The sequence below is a fragment of the Helicobacter pylori genome (genome assembly GCA_008032955.1).
Taxonomy (GTDB): domain Bacteria; phylum Campylobacterota; class Campylobacteria; order Campylobacterales; family Helicobacteraceae; genus Helicobacter; species Helicobacter pylori_DC.
In genome coordinates this window covers 1,017,533-1,035,725 of record CP032046.1, presented here as the reverse complement: position 1 = coordinate 1,035,725, position 18,193 = coordinate 1,017,533, and the positions used below count along the sequence as shown (strand labels likewise).

16 protein-coding genes and 1 pseudogene are annotated in these 18,193 nt (G+C 40.0%); 11 read left to right on the top strand and 6 right to left on the bottom strand.

Annotated elements, in window-relative coordinates; genetic code table 11:
• The first annotated feature begins 35 nt into the window (after window positions 1–35).
• Window positions 36–530: a flavodoxin gene (locus tag D2C72_04995; GenBank protein ID QEF43657.1), complete on the top strand. Its 495-nt coding sequence runs from the start codon at window positions 36–38 to the stop codon at window positions 528–530.
• A gap of 54 nt (window positions 531–584) precedes the next feature.
• The gene (gene ybeY / locus D2C72_04990) at window positions 585–1,007 is read left to right on the top strand and encodes an rRNA maturation RNase YbeY (protein QEF43656.1); all 423 of its coding nucleotides are present in this window, start codon (window positions 585–587) and stop codon (window positions 1,005–1,007) included.
• Between the two features lie 242 nt (window positions 1,008–1,249).
• Here the strand turns inward: ybeY and D2C72_04985 are convergent, their stop codons facing one another.
• The 6 genes from D2C72_04985 to fliW form a co-directional block, all read right to left on the bottom strand.
• A complete protein-coding gene (locus D2C72_04985; GenBank protein QEF43655.1) occupies window positions 1,250–1,783 on the bottom strand; it encodes an adenosine monophosphate-protein transferase in 534 nt (177 codons plus the stop codon).
• A 27-nt stretch (window positions 1,784–1,810) separates the two neighbouring features.
• A complete protein-coding gene (locus D2C72_04980) occupies window positions 1,811–2,584 on the bottom strand; it encodes a pyrroline-5-carboxylate reductase (protein QEF43654.1) in 774 nt (257 codons plus the stop codon).
• A gap of 15 nt (window positions 2,585–2,599) precedes the next feature.
• Window positions 2,600–6,286: an outer membrane protein gene (locus tag D2C72_04975; GenBank protein QEF43653.1), complete on the bottom strand. Its 3,687-nt coding sequence runs from the start codon at window positions 6,284–6,286 to the stop codon at window positions 2,600–2,602.
• Window positions 6,287–6,308: 22 nt separating this feature from the next.
• Window positions 6,309–8,396, bottom strand: a complete 2,088-nt coding sequence (locus tag D2C72_04970; protein QEF43652.1) for an outer membrane protein — start codon at window positions 8,394–8,396, stop codon at window positions 6,309–6,311.
• 117 nt (window positions 8,397–8,513) lie between these two features.
• A complete protein-coding gene (gene murG / locus D2C72_04965; GenBank protein ID QEF43651.1) occupies window positions 8,514–9,575 on the bottom strand; it encodes an undecaprenyldiphospho-muramoylpentapeptide beta-N-acetylglucosaminyltransferase in 1,062 nt (353 codons plus the stop codon).
• An 11-nt stretch (window positions 9,576–9,586) separates the two neighbouring features.
• On the bottom strand, window positions 9,587–9,994 hold the full coding sequence (gene fliW, locus D2C72_04960; GenBank protein ID QEF43650.1) for a flagellar assembly protein FliW: 408 nt from the start codon (window positions 9,992–9,994) through the stop codon (window positions 9,587–9,589).
• 161 nt (window positions 9,995–10,155) lie between these two features.
• On the opposite strand from fliW, the gene valS reads away from it, so the two are divergent.
• From valS to D2C72_04915, 9 genes and pseudogenes are all read left to right on the top strand, one after another.
• On the top strand, window positions 10,156–12,774 hold the full coding sequence (gene valS / locus D2C72_04955) for a valine--tRNA ligase (protein QEF43649.1): 2,619 nt from the start codon (window positions 10,156–10,158) through the stop codon (window positions 12,772–12,774).
• Window positions 12,775–12,788: 14 nt separating this feature from the next.
• The gene (gene ffh, locus D2C72_04950) at window positions 12,789–14,135 is read left to right on the top strand and encodes a signal recognition particle protein (GenBank protein QEF43648.1); all 1,347 of its coding nucleotides are present in this window, start codon (window positions 12,789–12,791) and stop codon (window positions 14,133–14,135) included.
• A gap of 73 nt (window positions 14,136–14,208) precedes the next feature.
• Window positions 14,209–14,439, top strand: a complete 231-nt coding sequence (locus tag D2C72_04945) for a 30S ribosomal protein S16 (GenBank protein ID QEF43647.1) — start codon at window positions 14,209–14,211, stop codon at window positions 14,437–14,439.
• 16 nt (window positions 14,440–14,455) lie between these two features.
• Window positions 14,456–14,809, top strand: coding sequence for a KH domain-containing protein (locus D2C72_04940; GenBank protein ID QEF43646.1), 354 nt, complete (start codon window positions 14,456–14,458; stop codon window positions 14,807–14,809).
• Window positions 14,810–15,364, top strand: a complete 555-nt coding sequence (gene rimM / locus D2C72_04935) for a ribosome maturation factor RimM (protein ID QEF43645.1) — start codon at window positions 14,810–14,812, stop codon at window positions 15,362–15,364.
• Complete coding sequence (gene trmD / locus D2C72_04930) at window positions 15,365–16,054, top strand: tRNA (guanosine(37)-N1)-methyltransferase TrmD (protein QEF43644.1); 690 nt, start codon at window positions 15,365–15,367, stop codon at window positions 16,052–16,054.
• 21 nt (window positions 16,055–16,075) lie between these two features.
• Window positions 16,076–16,432, top strand: a complete 357-nt coding sequence (gene rplS / locus D2C72_04925; GenBank protein QEF43643.1) for a 50S ribosomal protein L19 — start codon at window positions 16,076–16,078, stop codon at window positions 16,430–16,432.
• A 617-nt stretch (window positions 16,433–17,049) separates the two neighbouring features.
• On the top strand, window positions 17,050–17,838 hold the full coding sequence (locus D2C72_04920; GenBank protein ID QEF43642.1) for an NYN domain-containing protein: 789 nt from the start codon (window positions 17,050–17,052) through the stop codon (window positions 17,836–17,838).
• A gap of 75 nt (window positions 17,839–17,913) precedes the next feature.
• Window positions 17,914–18,098 (top strand): annotated as a pseudogene (locus D2C72_04915) (hypothetical protein).
• The last annotated feature ends 95 nt before the right edge of the window (window positions 18,099–18,193 follow it).

Here is an 18,193-nt window from a genome sequence, read left to right as displayed (position 1 = left end):
ATGCGTTAATATCTTTAAACACAAGGATTGAGAATATGGGAAAAATTGGTATCTTTTTTGGGACAGACAGTGGGAACGCTGAAGCTATCGCTGAAAAAATCAGCAAGGCTATTGGTAATGCGGAAGTGATTGATGTGGCTAAAGCTTCTAAAGAGCAATTCAATAGCTTTGCAAAGGTTATTTTAGTCGCTCCAACAGCCGGTGCGGGCGATTTGCAAACAGATTGGGAAGACTTTTTAGGCACACTAGAAGCGAGCGACTTTGCGAATAAAACCATTGGACTTGTAGGCTTGGGCGATCAAGACACTTACAGCGAAACTTTCGCAGAAGGCATTTTCCACATTTATGAAAAAGCTAAAGCCGGCAAAGTGGTAGGGCAAACTTCAACCGATGGTTATCATTTTGAAGCTTCTAAAGCGGTAGAAGGCGGTAAATTCGTGGGTCTTGTGATCGATGAAGACAATCAAGACGATCTCACTGATGAGAGGATTTCAAAATGGGTAGAACAAGTTAAAGGTTCTTTCGCTTAATCTTTTAAGCCCTAAATTTTAGGGCTTTTTTAAACTTCTTTTTATATCTTATTGATGCTAGAAATAGACAACCAAACCCCGCTAAAATCAGACTTTTTATTATTAGAAAAAATCGCAAATTTTTTAGCCCCCACTCAAATCATTGAGCTTGTTTTGGTGAGCGGTGAAACCATGCGAGAAATCAACAGGGATTTAAGGAACTGCGATTACGCTACCGATGTTTTGAGCTTCCCTTTAGAAGCGATCCCTCACACCCCTTTAGGGAGCGTGGTGATTAATGCGCCATTAGCTCAAACTAACGCCCTGAAATTAGGGCATAGACTAGAAGAGGAGATCGCTCTTTTATTCATTCATGGGGTGTTGCACTTGTTGGGCTATGACCATGAAAAAGATAAGGGTGAACAACGCCAAAAAGAGAGCGAACTCATTAAAGCTTTTGACTTGCCTTTGAGTTTGATTGAACGGACGCAAGATTAGTTTTAGATTGCTTTAATGCTGACAAATAAAGTTTTTAATTTCTTTTAAAATGGGGCTTTAATTATTTTGTCTTATACTTTAAATTTTATTTTATAGTAAAGGGGGATAGGAGGTAAAACATTTCCTCCTGCAACCCCCAACTAAATCCCACTAATCCCCTAAGATCGCATTATAAAAAACTATCTCTTGACTGGCGTCAAACTCTTTCGTATTGGATTATAAAAAATGATTTTAGTATTTTTTCAAAGCCCTTCATAATAATATGACTGTGTGATGCCTTTAATGAAAGTTAAGGGATCGTTGATATTAGAACTCAAATGCTTTTTTAAAAGCGTTTTGATTTCCAAATCATTCACAGGACTCCTTTCCATTGCACTCAAATAAGCGGCTTTATCAATCCTATCCCAAAGCACGATTTTTTTCAATTCCTTTTTAAGCAACAAATCAAGCCATATCCTTGTGGCTCTGCCATTACCCTCCAAAAAAGGGTGAGCGATATTCATTTCCACATATTTTTCTATGATTTGATTGAAATTATTTTGCGGCATGCTCTCAATTCTGGGTAAAATCAAATCCAAATACAAGCAGTTAGCGAACCTGAAATTCCCTTTAGAAATATTTTTATCCCTGATTTTCCCGGCAAATTCATACAGCCCTTCAAACAAAAACCGATGGATTTCTTGCAAGCCCTTGATCGTGCCTACTTCTATGGTGTCAATCAGACCGCTTTGGATCAAATGCTTGGCTTTTTCTAAACTCTGTCTGTCTAAATGCATCGCGCTGATTTTTTAAGAGTGTAATTTTTAGAGGCGCATTTTTTTCACGCTTTCGTGGCATGCTTTTATAAACGCTCCCCTAACCCCCTTTTTTTCTAAAACGCTCAAGCCTTCAATCGTTGCACCTTTAGGGGTGCAAATTTGCTCTATAATCATCTCAGGGCGTTCTTTTTCTAACAGCTTGGCAAAGCCTTTAAAACTCATTTCCACCAATTCTAAAGAATCTCTAGCGTTCAAGCCCTCTCTAATGCCGGCATCTTTCAAACTGCTCGCTACCAAGCTTAAAAAAGCGAGTGCACTCCCATTGGTCGCTATACTGGCATCCACCTGCTCTTCATTACCCACTCGCACGCAATTCCCAAAACTCTCAATAATATTCAAAGCTTTCTCGCTTATTGAAGGCGCAACCGATTTTTCACACACCGCCGTAGAAGATAGGGCGAACTTGCTCGCAATATTAGGCATGCATTTTAAGTAATGTAAAGAATCAATCGCATTGCTTAAAGTTTCAAAATTTACCCCGGCTAACGCGCTCAAAACGCTTTTAGCCTGCCCTTGATAATTAAAATCCTTAAGGTTATAAGGCTTAAAAAGTAAAAACACGAATTTTTGGTGTATATCAATAGCGTTTTTATAGGGAATGATGCGCGCTTGAATGTTTTTTTCTTGTAAAAAAGGGGCGATTTTTTCAGGGTTTTTTCCGGTAATTTCTAAAATAAAACGCTTGGATAAAATTTCATGAGAGCCTCCTAAGATCGCTTGAGCCATATTCCCATAGCCGATGAATTGTAAGATTTCCATTGATGCACCCCTTTTTTAAAACCCCATGATGTAATTGATATAGAAAGTATAAAGCCTCCTGTAGCTCACATCAGCCCCAGCGCTTCTCAAATACGCTTGATTGATGAGAGGCACTTTGATCCCAAATTCCACGCTCTTTTGGCTTATAACCCCTTGATTGTGGAATTTCTTAGCAAAACGCTTAAACTCCGCGAAGTTGGTGCGCACCCCAAAATTCAGCGCCACTTGAAAATTCGTTGAATGGATGTCATTGGCGTTCCCCCAATTGTCAATGATTTGTTGCCTTAAAGAGCTAAGCCAAGTCGCACCGCCCAGTTGGACCCCAGCAAACAGCCCAAAATTCAACGCCTTAGTGTTGTAAGTCCTCCTAAACAAGTTCCATAAAAAATCCGTGCCTACCCCATAAGCAAAGATATTTGCTTTCACGCTTTGATTGGCTAGGCCTATTTCACTAAAGCCGTAATCAAAGAAAAAATAATGCCTAAGGCCCAATTTCCTAGCCTTACCAAAGAAGTATTTATAGCCTATGCCAACCCCTAAGCCATTGCTCATGCCGTATTGGGTGCTTTTAGCGGCCGCATACTGGCTTAAAACGGGTTGGGAGCCGTAGTTATTGGCTTGATTTTGCGCGTTTTGAACCTGATTTCTAGCATTAATCATCGCATCAATGAGTTTTTGTTGCACCATAAAGAAGGTTTTATCCCCTAAAAGCTGCCGTAAGGTTTGCGAGAATGACTGAATGGTGGTGGTGTTAGAAGTGATTTCTTGGAGCAAGGTTAAAATCGCATTAGGGCTAATATCGTTTTGCAAGGCTTGAAACCCTTGAGAAATAGCGCTCGTAATCGCTTGAAAAGCGCTTGTAAGACTAGTAGATACACTATTATCATTATTTTGGATAAACCCGGCGGTTTTGATGAATTCGGTGATCAAATGGATTAAATTGTTCGTATCGCTCACCCCATTGGTGGGGATTGCCCCTAAAAGGTTGATAAGCTCACCGGTGCAATTACTACTACCATTACTACCGCTACTACCACTACACAAATTACTGAGACTACTGCTATTACTTTTTAACGCTTCAAAGAATTGTTTTAAGCCGTTTTCAACGCCTTTATTATTCCCAGAGCTGGCGATAATGTTGGCTATTTTTTGGGCGTCATTATAGACTTTTTGTAAATTGCTGTCGGTTGCGGTGGCTGTGTTTGCGGTGGTGGCGCTTTGTTGTTTGTTGGGGGTGTAGCAATTACTGCTATTTCCATTCGCTCCGTTGGTGCATGTTTGGTAGGCGTTATTAGTATAAGTCCCTAATTTCCCATCACTAGCATCTGTGAGCATCTGGTAGGCTGTAGTGATTTGACTAGTGCCATTTCCGCCTCCACTGCTTCCCCCATTATTTCCACCATTACCATTAACGCCCTTAAGATTTGTGATAATTTGATTGAGCAAACCATTACTAGTGAGCGTGATTTGTTGGACGTTGTAGGTGGTATTGTTTATGCCATTGCCGCTTTGAGTTGTTGCACTTGTCGTGTACCCTAAAGCGCTTTGCAACCCGCTGTAATAAGCCTTAGAATCGGACCACTGCTGATAGCACCAATTGGTATTATTACTCCCATCCATTCCATTTGCGCATGGATTGTTATTTATTGCTCCGCTTGTTTGTTGGTTTTGCTGGCTTTGATTAATTAAAGTGTTCATGTCTGTAGGCACTTGTTGGTTAATGGTATTGATGAGCTGGTAGAAATTCGCTCTTAATTGGATGCGTAAATTTTGGTTATTGTTAGGAGTCATCTCTTGCGACTGACTCCCATTAGTGTTATAAATCGCATTCGCCCATGCTTGGATATTACTTTCTTGGTTTTGAAAAGCGCTTTGAATGCTTTGTTGGAAATTGCTGACATTTTGCAATACGGTGTTTAAAGCTCCCATCACCGTGCTGTTAGGAGATTGAGTGGTCGTCCCACTGCTTTGAGCTAAATTGGTTGTTTTAGCTTCTTCTTCGTTATTCACAACCACCATCGCTTTCAGTTTGGGAGCGTTGCTTTTAGCTTGAGCGGTAGTGTTAGTCCCATTAGTAGAGCTTAAAATGTTTTGCAATTGGGCGTTCCCGCTGATACTCAAACCCCTAGAGTTGCCGCATGAGCTTGTCCCAGATGATGATCCATTAGCGCATAATATCTTGGCGTTTTTTTGCAAATTTTCTTCTGAAGTTTTTAAAGAATTATAAACGCTCCACACTTGAGAAACCAAGTTGAAAGAATTCACGCCGATCTGCTCTTTGCCGTTGATGGTTTGGATTTTGGAGGTAGCGACTAAAGAATTGTCAAAACTGTTTGTAGAGCCATTTGTGGAGCTTGTAGAGCTTGTGGCTGAGCATGAAATCCCGCTAGAAGCATCGCTAGAAAGGCTTCCGGTAGCGGTCATGCAATCATAGGCGCTGATATTTTGCCCTTGAGCGTTGGTAACGGTGCCGATTTGGTAGTTATTGGAAGTGTTTTTGAGCAGGTTTTTAGGCTCGCTAAAACTGATCCAAGAAATTTGTTTTAAAGCGTTATTGTATTGTGTTATCGTGCTTTCATAGGCTTGGAAATTCAAAGCGTTGTGCAAGTTGTTTAAATTATAGGTGGTGTTGTTGATCGCATTGTTGTCTAAAGCGTTGATAGCAATACTTTGAAGCTTTTGAGCGATGGCTTGGACTTTTTGGTTGGCTTGGTTGTTTGAAGTGGGGGTTGTGGTTAAAGGGTTTAAATTTTGGATAAATTGCTCCAAACACTGGACTTGATTGGCGCAACCATTGGGGTTAATTTGATTATTAGCGCTTAATGTCCCTTGTAAAGTGTTCATTAAAAGGGTGTTGTTGTATTGTTGTTGGTTGTTGCTGTTTGAAGAAGTAGAGCCTAAAATGGAATTAGCTGGATAGAATACGACTTGTCCCGGTGGGTTTAACACCACATGCGTTGAGGTTGTGGTGGGGAAAACCCCCACCCCTAAAGTGTTTAAAGCGTTAACAAGAGCGCTCACATAAGCGGTATTATTGCTAGAGGCATTCACCGCATCGGTTAGATTGGAGAGTAAGGATTGCACATAAGTGGTGCTAGTGGTTTTAGTGATGCTGTGTTCAATTTGTTGCAATAATTCTGCCATGGATTGCGCGGTGTTTTGGAGCTGGGCTTTGACTTCTTTGGTGTTGTTGCTGGGATTAAGGCTATTGATAGAGCTAATGATGCTAGTGCTTAGCGCGATGCCCTGATCAAATGCGCTTTGGGTGTTGGAAAGGAGTTTGGCTGTGATTTGTGAAGAGTGGGCTTTTAAGGGATCAGAGCTTCCTTTAAACCCTATGATTTGTTGGGAAATGCTAGAGATTTGACGGCTAGAATAAAAGTCTTTTCTTTTGCCAATTTGATTTAGGATATTAGAAATGCCCTCTAATTGGTTGCCCACCGTGTTACTCACGCCATAGCCTAAAGCGTCAATGACGCTTTGAGAGCTTAAAGTGATTAAACCGGTAGTAGGCCCTGCAATATTGATCGCGCTTTGGGTTACGCTGTTGATGATGTTTTGATTTTCTAAAAGTTGTTTGTTATTGATGAATTGTTGCGTGCCACCGATTTGATAGCCTACAGACATATACCAGCCATTGTCTTCAGCTAAGAGAGAGCCAATTAAAAAGAATGGTATGAATTTTCTAGCTTTTTTTATCATATTTTTCCCTTATTTTGTTTAATCAAAAGCCTATGTTGTAGCCCACATAAAAACTAAAGGCTCTTCTATACTTCGCTGTAACGCCTTCTGATTGGTAATAGGTGTGATAAAGCACCGGTATTTTAAGGCCAAATTCTACCCCTTGAGAAAAACGAGATCTTTTTTGATGAGCGATTTTGGAAAAATTAGTCCTTATCCCTAAATCAAAAAGGAATTGGAAAGAAGTGTCCTTAGGTTTAAGATGGTTGCCATCCACTTGATCTAAAAAATTCGTTTTCCAGGTTTGCCCTGCCAGTTGGATGCCGGCAAAAAAACCTATATCTATCGCTTCAGTCCCCCTTTTTCGGGTAAAAACATTATAAAGAAAGTCTGTGCCTGCTCCATAGCTAGAGAGAGTGGCTTTCACTAAAGAGGGGTTTGAGCCAAATTGAGCGTAACCAAAATCATAAAAGCCATAATACCTAAGCCCAAACATGCGCTTTTTGCCAAAGAATTGCTTATAGCCTATTTTCACGCCAAAGCCGTTCATGTTATTAGAATTAGAGTTATGCTCCAAAAAATTCCTAGCAAAGCCCATTTGATAGACTTGATTCACTTTAGTTTGCATTTCATCAATCACCCCGCCAATCACTGCTTTAGAGCGATAAAGCCCATAAGCCATTAAAGTTTTTGCCGTGGGGGAATAGGGGTTGGCTAAGATCCTGTCTATTTGTGCGGGGGTGGGGGCGTTTGTGGCTTGCTCTAGTTGGTTCATGATGACTTTTTGTTCTTGTTGGGCTTGTTGTGGGGTTAATTGTGGGGTTTGACTGTTAGCACCATTCAATTGCCCCCCATAGTTAGGCAAGAAATTCAAACCTTTGTTATTTAAATCCAAATAGGGGGCGACCCAATTGGTGATGAAATCCCCATACGATACGGTGTTATTGAGCAAGCTTTCCCCATAGTTGATCGCATCTTGCATCTGGTTATAGCTTGAAGTGCCTGTCAGTTTAGCGGCTTTATTGGCGAAATTTTGCATGCCTGAAAAAATCATAGAAGCGGTGATGCCATTAGCGATGATGCTATCGGCTAAATAATAGACTGCCGAGCTAGGGTGGTAGGTGTATTGGCCATTGCCTGATCCAATTGTCGCTCCAGCGGGTAATTCTTTTAAGGGTGCTTGCGTGGTGCTGTCATTTTTAGTGTAATAACCCGGGCCGCTAAAGCTTTGGTAGCCTTGTTGGGAATCGCTGCCATTAGGGGCTTTGTTGTAAGTGAAGCCAAATTGCTTTTCGTTCGCTAAGCCCCCTAAAATCCCTGCTTGCATTAAAGCCTGGAAGATGTTTTGGGCGTTTTGAGCGATAGATTTAGCTTCATTGGTAGCGGTGCATTGGTTTTGAGTGCTGCAAATGGTTTGATTGTTGCTTGCTGTGGCTAAGCCGTCTTGTAAAAGGTGTTGCAAGACTTCAGGGCTAAAATTCACGGAATTACCGCTATTAAAAGATTTATTCGTTAAGGTTTGGTTATACCAGAGCGTGGTTAAAGCGGTGGTAATATCGTCATTGAGAGCGTTCATAACATCGGCTAGACCCTCAGGCAATGCAATAACGGTGCTTTGATTGCCAAATTTGACATTAAAGACTTTGGCGTTAGGAAGGTTTTCAGGGTTACGGATTAAAGTCTCGCCGATGAGTTGGGTGAGCTTGTTTAAATTATTGACTAGAGATTGCATATCAAAAGTGGCATTGACATTGCCTCTTGGGGGGTTGTTGCCTGTATCGCCATTATTATTTTGCCCGTTTTGATAGCCCCCTGCATAGAGCAAACATCTTTTAGAAGGATCAGGGCAGAGCATTTGCATTAAAACTCTGGTTTGTTGGCCCATCGCTTCTAAATAATAGGCTAAAGGCACTGCTGCAGATTCTAGAGCGATAGCGTTTTGGCGGATGTAAGTGGATGCGTCTTGACTAGCATTAAGCCCTGAATTATCCACCCTTTGAACGGCTAGAGAAGTTTGATAACTCACCCCCATAAAAAACCCATCATCTTCTGCCACTAAGGGATTGAGAAAAAATAAGGGGAGTAGGCTAGAACAGATAAGCCATTTTTTATTAAAAACAAAGTTTTGCAAGGGGTTATCCTTTTCTTTTTAAAAGATTTGAGCTATCCTAAATTTTATCTTATTTATCGCTTAAGTTTAGTGGTTGGTCGCTTAATTGTTGATTAAATGGGCTATTAATGGGCTATTTTAAGCGCTTAAGATCCTTTCAATAATGGTTTTTGCGCCGTCTTTAGCGATTTTTTGTTGCAATTTGGCGCTGATAGTGGTTAGGTTTTTATTGCCTTGATCGTCTTTTTGGTTGAGCTTTCTAATGACTTCAAAGAGCTTTTTGGGTAACAATTCATTTTGAGGCACAACATAGCATAGGTTTTCTTTTTCAAATTCTAAGACATTGTAATACTGGTGGTTATTGCTCGCAAAAGGGTAGGGGATAAAAATCGTGGGTAAGCCATTGGAGCACAATTCCCACACGCTACTCGCTCCGGCTCTGCTCACACACAAATCCGCTCTATGCATGACTTCTGTGATGTTGTTGTGGAAAGCGAACAATTCTACCTTGTCCAACAGCCCTAATTCCTGGTAAAAAAAACGCACTTGTTCATAAGAATTGGGACCGCAAATGTGCGTGATTTTAATCCCTTGTTTGGTGAGTTTAGGAGCGTTTAATAACGCAAACTCATTGATCGCTTTTGCCCCTTGCGAACCGCCTAAAAATAAGATATGCTTGATTTCAGTTCGAGTCCTAGCGAAATCAAAAAAAGCGTTTTGCACGGGATAGGAGGTTAAAACATGATGACCCTTATCTTTAAACGCATAGCTTGAAAACACCGCTTTAGCTTTGGGGGAAAGGTAGCGGTTAAGAGAGCCTTTAATCGCATTTTGTTCATGGATATAAAGGGGTATGTGATTGAGCAAGCTTGCAAAACTCGCCGGCCCTGCACTAAACCCTCCCACGCTAATGGTGTGCGTGATCTGGTGTTTTTTTAAAATTTCTTTAGCCTTAAAAGCGGCTTTAGCTTGCAAGAATAAAGAGCCTATTTTTTTAAAAAAGCTTTTATTGACCACGCCTTGCGTGTTGAAAAAATAGCGTTCGCTAAACAGGGGGCTGTTTTCAAACCATTCTCTATCTTGCCCATAAGTGGAGCCTAAATAAATAGCCTCTATGCCTTGTTTTTCTAATTCTATGGCTAAGGCTTTAGCGATAGAGAGATGCCCCCCTGTGCCTCCCCCTGTAAGAGCGAATTTCATGCTAAAAATCCTTAAGCTCGTTCTCTTTCTTTAACCACAAAGCTTTTCAAAGGATCCCTAAAGCCAAAATCCGGATAATCCATCATAGAAAGCGCCACTTGAGCGCCAAAGCCATTTTTGGAATTAAACACTAAGGGGGCTAAGAAATTAACCATAGAATCTTCTAAATTTTTTTGCAACACGACCACGCAATACACCTCTACTTTGGAATGAGAATCTAATTCTAGCAGTAATTCTATGTATTTGGGTATCACAAAGCTGTATTTCCTCAAACAATAGGGATTCACTAAAACCATATCCAACGCCATGGGCGAGTTCGTTTGACTAACCAATCGGCTGAATAAGGAATCAATTTTTTCCAAACGCACTTCACTAATATGCTCAAATCCTAAAATAGGGGCTTTTAAAAAGTAATTCACTGGACTATCCTTTTTAATTTAAATGCTTTGTTGTATAATTTTGAAAAAATACGCAACAATTAAAAGCGTAAAAGCAAAAGGCGTTCCAAAAACCAACCATTTTTGAAAGAACGCTCTATTTTAAGATAATTTAGGAAAATTTAGGAAAATTTAGGAAAATAATGAAACAAGAACCCACCACTTACCAACCTAAAGAAATAGAAAAAAAGATTTATGAAATTTGCTCTCATAGGGGGTATTTTGAAATCAATGGCAATGAAAAAATCCAAGAAAAAGGCAAACGATTTTGCTTGATGATGCCCCCTCCTAATGTGACCGGTATTTTACACATAGGGCATGCTTTAACTTTAAGCTTGCAAGATATTTTAGCGCGTTATAAGCGCATGGACGGGTATAAGACCTTGTATCAGCCAGGGCTTGATCACGCCGGCATTGCGACGCAAAATGTTGTAGAAAAGCAGCTTTTAAATCAAGGGATTAAAAAAGAGGATTTAGGGCGTGAAAAATTTATCCAAAAAGTGTGGGAGTGGAAAGAAAAGAGCGGAGGAGCGATTTTAGAGCAAATGAAGCATTTAGGCGTGAGCGCGGCCTTTTCTAGGACTCGTTTCACGATGGATAAGGGCTTGCAAAGAGCGGTCAAAATGGCGTTTTTGAAATGGTATGAACAAGGTCTCATTATTCAAGATAACTACATGGTGAATTGGTGCACTAAAGATGGGGCGTTGAGCGATATTGAAGTGGAGTATGAAGAGCGTAAGGGGGCGTTGTATTATATTAGATATTATTTAGAAAATCAAAAAGATTATTTAGTGGTGGCTACCACACGCCCTGAAACTTTGTTTGGCGATAGCGCGCTTATGGTCAATCCTAACGATGAAAGATACAAGCATCTGGTGGGGCAAAAAGCGATACTGCCTTTAATCAATCGCACAATCCCTATTATCGCTGATGCACATGTGGAAATGGAGTTTGGCACAGGGTGTGTGAAAGTTACCCCTGGGCATGATTTTAACGATTATGAAGTGGGCAAACGCCACCATTTGGAAATGATTAAAATCTTTGATGAAAAGGGGATTTTAAACGCGCATTGCGGGGAGTTTGAAAATTTAGAACGATTAGAAGCTAGAGATAAGGTCGTAGAAAGATTAAAAGAAAACGCCTTATTGGAAAAGATAGAAGAGCACACGCATCAAGTGGGGCATTGCTATCGTTGTCATAACGTGGTAGAACCTTATGTGTCTAAGCAATGGTTTGTCAAGCCTGAAATCGCTCAAAGTTCTATTGAAAAAATCCAACAAAGTTTAGCGCGATTCTACCCTTCTAATTGGATCAATAATTATAACGCTTGGATGAGGGAATTACGCCCTTGGTGTATCAGCAGGCAATTGTTTTGGGGGCATCAAATACCGGTGTTTACTTGCGAGAATAACCACCAGTTCGTAAGCCTTGATACCCCTTTAAATTGCCCTACTTGTAAGAGTGAAAAATTAGAGCAAGATAAAGATGTGTTAGACACATGGTTTAGTTCAGGGCTATGGGCGTTCTCTACTTTGGGGTGGGGGCAAGAAAAAAGCGGTTTGTTTAATGAAAACGATTTGAAAGATTTCTACCCTAACACCACGCTCATTACCGGGTTTGACATCCTCTTTTTTTGGGTGGCCAGAATGCTTTTTTGCAGCGAGTCGCTTTTAGGCGAATTGCCCTTTAAAGATATTTATCTGCACGCCTTGGTTAGGGACGAAAAGGGTGAAAAAATGAGCAAATCTAAAGGTAATGTGATAGATCCTTTAGAGATGATAGAAAAATACGGTGCAGATAGCCTGCGCTTCACTTTAGCCAATTTGTGCGCTACGGGTAGGGACATCAAGCTTTCCACTACGCATTTAGAAAATAACAAGAATTTTGCCAACAAGCTTTTCAATGCGGTGAGTTATTTGAAACTCAAACAAGAAGCTTTCAAAGACAGAGAACATTTGAACGAATACCAAACGCCTTTGGGGCGTTATGCGAAATCGCGCTTGAATCTTGTTACTAAAGAGGTTCGTAACGCTTTAGATAATTATCGTTTTAATGATGCGACGACTTTGTTATACCGCTTTTTGTGGGGGGAATTTTGCGATTGGTTCATTGAATTTTCTAAAGTGGAAAGTGAAGCGATAGACGAATTAGGGAGCGTGTTAAAAGAGGCTTTAAAACTCTTGCACCCTTTCATGCCCTTTATCAGCGAGTCTTTATACCACAAGCTCAGTAACACGGATCTAGAAAACACTGAATCTATCATGGTCATGCCTTACCCTAAAGATTTGGCGCAAGATGAAAAATTAGAGCATGAATTTGAAGTGATCAAAGATTGCATCGTGTCTTTAAGGCGTTTGAAAATCATGCTAGAAACCCCACCGATTGTTTTAAAAGAAGCGAGCGTGGGATTAAGGGAAAAAATAGAAAACACAGAGCGTTTGCAAACTTACGCCCAAAAATTAGCGAAATTAGAAAAAGTCAGCGTGATAACTTATAAGCCTTTAAAAAGCGTGAGCGATGTGGGGGAATTTTGCCAAACTTATGCAAATTTAGAAAATCTTGATTTAAGCCCGCTCATTGCTCGTTTAAAAAAGCAGCTAGAAAAACTGGAAAAAGAAAAACTAAAACTCAATTTGCACAATGAAAATTTTGTCAAAAACGCGCCTAAAAGCGTGCTAGAAAAAGCCAAAGAGAGTTTAAAAACGCTTTTAGAAAAAGAAAGTAAAATTAAGCAAGAATTGGACTTGTTAGAACAACCATAATCAAAGGATAGAAAATGTTTCAAGCGTTAAGCGATGGGTTTAAAAACGCGCTCAATAAAATCCGCTTTCAAGATGATGAAAAAGCGCTAGATCGTGCGTTAGATGAATTGAAAAAAACGCTTTTGAAAAATGATGTGCATCATAAAGTCGCTAGAGAATTGCTCAAAAAAGTGGAAAGTCAAACTAAACTTAATGGCATTGGTAAGCAGCAATTTTTAGACGCTTTAGAAAAGAGTTTGTTAGAAATTTTAAGCGCTAAAGGGAGCAGTGGTTTCACTTTCGCTCAAACGCCCCCCACCGTGGTTTTAATGGCCGGTTTGCAAGGGAGCGGTAAGACAACCACCACCGCTAAACTCGCTCATTATTTAAAAACCAAAAATAAAAAAGTGCTTTTATGCGCATGCGATTTGCAACGCTTAGCGGCAGTGGAGCAATTAAAGGTTTTGGGCGAACAGGTGGGCGTGGAAGTGTTTCATGAAGAAAATAAAAGCGTGAAAGAAATCGCCAACAACGCTTTAAAAAGGGCTAAAGAAGCGCAATTTGATGTTTTACTCGTGGATAGCGCGGGGCGTTTAGCCATTGATAAAGAGCTTATGCAAGAATTAAAAGAAGTCAAAGGGATCTTAAACCCCCATGAAGTGCTGTATGTCGCAGACGCGTTGAGCGGGCAAGATGGGGTCAAAAGCGCGAACACCTTTAATGAAGAAATAGGCGTGAGTGGGGTGGTGTTAAGCAAATTTGATAGCGATTCTAAAGGGGGTATCGCCTTAGGCATCACTTACCAATTAGGCTTACCCTTGCGTTTTATTGGGAGCGGGGAAAAAATCCCTGATTTAGACGTGTTTGTGCCTGAAAGGATTGTGGGGCGTTTGATGGGGGCTGGAGATATTGTCTCGCTCGCTGAAAAAACCGCCAGCGTTTTAAACCCTAATGAAGCCAAAGATTTAAGCAAAAAGCTCAAAAAAGGGCAATTCACTTTCAATGATTTTTTAAACCAGATTGAAAAGGTGAAAAAATTAGGCTCTATGAGTTCTCTGATCTCTATGATTCCAGGTTTAGGGAATATGGCAAACGCGTTAAAAGACACGGATTTAGAAAGCTCTTTAGAGGTGAAAAAAATCAAGGCTATGGTCAATTCCATGACCAAAAAAGAGCGAGAAAACCCCGAAATTTTAAACGGCAGCCGAAGAAAAAGGATCGCTTTAGGGAGCGGCTTAGAAGTGTCTGAAATCAACCGCATTATCAAACGCTTTGATCAGGCGAGCAAAATGGCGAAACGCTTAACCAATAAAAAGGGTATTAGCGATTTGATGAATCTAATGAGTCAGGCTAAAAATCAAACGCCCCCTAAAATGCGCTAACTTTTAAGCATGTTTTGGGCGCTTTTGTTGTATAATCTCAAATTTAATACGAATATTTTAGGAGATTTTTGTAATGACAGTCATTAGACTCACTCGTATCGGGAGAAAGAAAAAGCCTTTTTACAGAGTGGTGGTAACCGATTCTAGGAAAAGAAGGGATGGAGGCTGGATTGAATCCATTGGGTATTACAACCCTTTAAGCGAGCCTAAAGATATTAAAATTGATAAGGAGCGCTTGAATTACTGGAAAGGCGTGGGGGCTAAAATGAGCGAGAGGGTGGAAAAACTTTCTCAAAAAGCCTAAGGTTTTGTGAGGCTAAATGCGCGAATCAGATCCTTTGAACACGCCTTTTTCTCAAGCTGAATGTAAGGACTATTCGTATTGCGTGGCAACTTTTTTAGAAAAATATTTAAAAAAGGTTGTTTCTTTTCCGCAAGCTTTGAGCGTGGAGTACACGCTTTTAGAAGATAAAGTCAAACAAATCACGATTTATACCCACCCATCAGACATGGGGCATGTGATTGGTAAAGAAGGTAAAATGGTGAGTGCGATTAAGGCGTTCGTTTCCGGCGTGAAAGCCAAAGATGGGTTTTCTTATAAAATCGTTGTTTTTGCCAGTAATGATAAAAATGGTGATAAAAATCCCCATGCTTTAGGCGATCAAACGCCTTGAATTTTTTTCATGCTTTTAGTGGGTAGAATTGGTAAAAGCGTGGGGCTTAATGGGGGGTTAAAACTTCATTTAGAGAGCGATTTTCCGGAGTGCTTAAAAAAGGGCGTTAAGGTGAGCGTCGCTCCAATCAACGCTTTCTCTCGCGCTTCTTCTTTTAAAGAATATACAATCCATTCTTATGAACATGCTAAAAATCTGTTATTTTTAGAAACTATCCACACGCTCGAAAAGGCTAAAGAGCTGACTAATTTAGGGCTTTTTATGAGTGAAGAAGAGAGCAAGAAACTCTGCGTTTTAAAAGAGGGCGAGTTTTTTTATTGCGATTTAATAGGGCTTAGCGTGGTGGAAGGAAACGAGATTCTAGGAAAAGTCATAGAAATCCAAAGGATTTCTCAAACAGATTATTTCATGGTTGAAACCACGCTTAACTTGGTTGAAAAAGGTTTGGCTAAGATTTTTTTAATCCCTTATAGGGATTTTTATATCCAAGAAATCCTTTTGCAAGACAAAAAAATAACCACCCATAACGCTAAAACGCTTTTAGAGAATAGTTGAGTGAAATTCAGCGTTTTGACCCTTTTCCCGCAACTCATCTTGCCTTATTTTGAAGATTCTATTTTAAAAAGAGCGTTAGAAAAAAACCTTTTTGAATTAGAAGTATTAAACCTCAGAGATTTTAGTGCTAATAAATATCAAAAAGCGGATCACACGCTCATTGGTGGGGGTGCGGGGCAGATTTTAGACCCTGAGATGGTAGAAAACGCGCTCCACTCTGTTAAAAACCCTAAACACACGATTTTTTTAAGCGCGGTGGGCAAGCCTTTCAAGCAAATAGATGCGATGCGTTTGGCTCAAAAAAAGCATGTCGTTTTGGTGTGCGGGCGTTATGAGGGCTTTGATGAACGCTCTATTGAATTGGGTGCTGATGAGGTTTTTTGTATAGGCGATTTTATTTTAACAGGGGGCGAGCTTGGGGCGTTGTGCTTGATAGATAGTATCGCTCGCTACATTCAAGGGGTTTTGGGTAACGCCCAATCTTTAGAAAATGAGAGCTTTGAAAACCATTATTTGGAGGCCCCTAATTTCGCTAACGCTGTTTTTAAATCCAAAGAAATCAATAAAATCCCTGCTCCTTTAGAATATTCTAAAGGAAATCATGCTAAAATCAAGCAACTAAAACTTGATTTGTCAAAATTAAGGACGAAATTCTACCGCCTTGATTTATTCAAACAGCACAAATCATGAAATTGACATTAAGGAAAACACATGAAAAACCGCTACATCCAGCAGTTTGAAGACGCTCAATTAAAAGACAAGACCATGCCAGTATTTAAGGCCGGCGATACTTTGAAGCTTGGTATCACCATTAAAGAAGGCGAAAAAACACGAACTCAGTATTTTGAAGGCGTGTGCATTGCGATTAGAGGCAATGGCGTGGATAAGACTTTTTGCGTGCGTAAAATAGGGGCTAACAATATCGGCGTGGAGAAAATTTTCCCTTTTTATAGTGAAAGTTTGGCGAGCGTTGAGGTGTTGCGTGTGGGTAGGGTGCGTCGCGCGAAGCTCTACTACTTGCGCGATAGGAGAGGTAAGGCAGCAAGGATTAAAGAAGTCCGCCATTAATTTCTGTTAAGATTCTTTTATCCATCATGCTGATGGGTAGAACGCTCTTTAGGGGTTGAAATCCGTTTTTTAACCGCTTCTCTTAAAATTAGCGTAGAACTTTTTAAATGGATTGGATTGGCTTGAAAAAGAGTTTTTTAATCCCTTTTTAGTTTTACCACCGACTTTTTTAAAACTCTAAACTCTTTTTAGCGTTAGCGTTCGTTTTTTTTCAAGGCAAAGCTTTAACCGCTTCTTTTCTAGCTTGCTGTTTGTTAAACTGAATTTTTGGCTCTGTTTTTAATGGAGCGTTGGTTGTCAAATTTTAAAAAAGGTTAAAAAGCGTTTTTTACCATCAAAATACAAAAAGCCTGACGCAAGTTGAATGATAACTCCTTAAAAAAAGCGATTGGATTAGGGGATTTAAAGGGTTTGAAAGTATTAAAGCGCGAAATATCCCCCTATATTCTCAAGAAAGTTTTACTATAAAGTTTTTAAAAAATGAAAGAAATTAATTAAGGCTTTGAGTGTCTGTTTGATGAGAACAGAACCTTTATTTTATTTTAAAAAACAAGGCATGTTTAAATCCCCATGCTATACTCAACCCTTATGGCAAAATTCATATTTTGGGAGAAAGCATGGAAAAAACTGAAACCACGATTTTTGTGGATTGGGAAAATCTTCTCGCCGATTTGAAAGCAATCCAAGAAACGGATGAGCGTTTAAAAGAGCCTAATTTTAATTTCAACAACCCTGAGCAACTCTTAGCGCTAATCCGTTCGTTTTTGGAGCCTGAAGAGGAATTGAAGCGGATCTATTTTTATGTATCTGAGCCTTTCACAGAAGTTGAACCTAGAATCAAGAGCGATAAAAAAGAAGAACTTGAGGAGTATAAAGAGAAGAATCCTAAAGAATATGAGAAAAAAGTGCGTAAATCAGGGATTATCCAATCTTTCAACCATGCGATCGCCCAACAAAATCAAGTGAAATTACGAGTCGGGCGGGTAATGCCCGAATTCGTATATGAGTTCGAAGACGAAGAAGTCTATGGTCTAGAACCCAAAATTCCCATACCGAAGTTAAAGTTGCGTCAAAAACAAATTGATGCGCTGTTGGCACACGATATTACCAAGCTATATTGCACCAAACCACTAGGGTGTGTTGTGCTGTTCAGCAAGGATACCGATTTTGTGCCTGTGTTAGAAGCCGCTTGGGAGAAAGGCTTTGAAGTCTTCATCGCCAACATTCAAGAAAGCCCCAATTCTGTCCCTTCAGACTTGAAGAAGTCTTGCAATGTGAGAGAGCGCAGTGTCGCTGAAATTGTAGGTAACTTGCCAAAAAATCAGTACACCCCCAAGAAAAAGAACTTTTCCCCCAACGAGCCTTTTAACAACCCATTTAAAGACCAACTCTTTAAGAAGAACTAACACGATCCCCCCACCAAGGGGACAAAAAAGCACCCAATTTAAAAGGGTTAGCTTAAGCGGATTTTTTCTAAATCCATGATTTCATTTTTTGCTCTCTATTATGGAGTGATTTTTGAAAACAGAGATAAATTAGCGCTTATAATAGTGGTTTTATGGGGAATGCGTGCGTGTTTTTGGCGGTATTTAGATTTCTCAAACCCAATCGTTTTAAAATTTTAACTTACTCTGTCAAAAATTTTTATAGTTTAAGCAAACCTTAAGCTTTTTATGACTATACTTTCATTTCCTTGTTTCAGCAAGGGCTTTTAAAAAGCCGCTTGATACCTTACAAGGATAGCTGATTAAAAGCAAACGA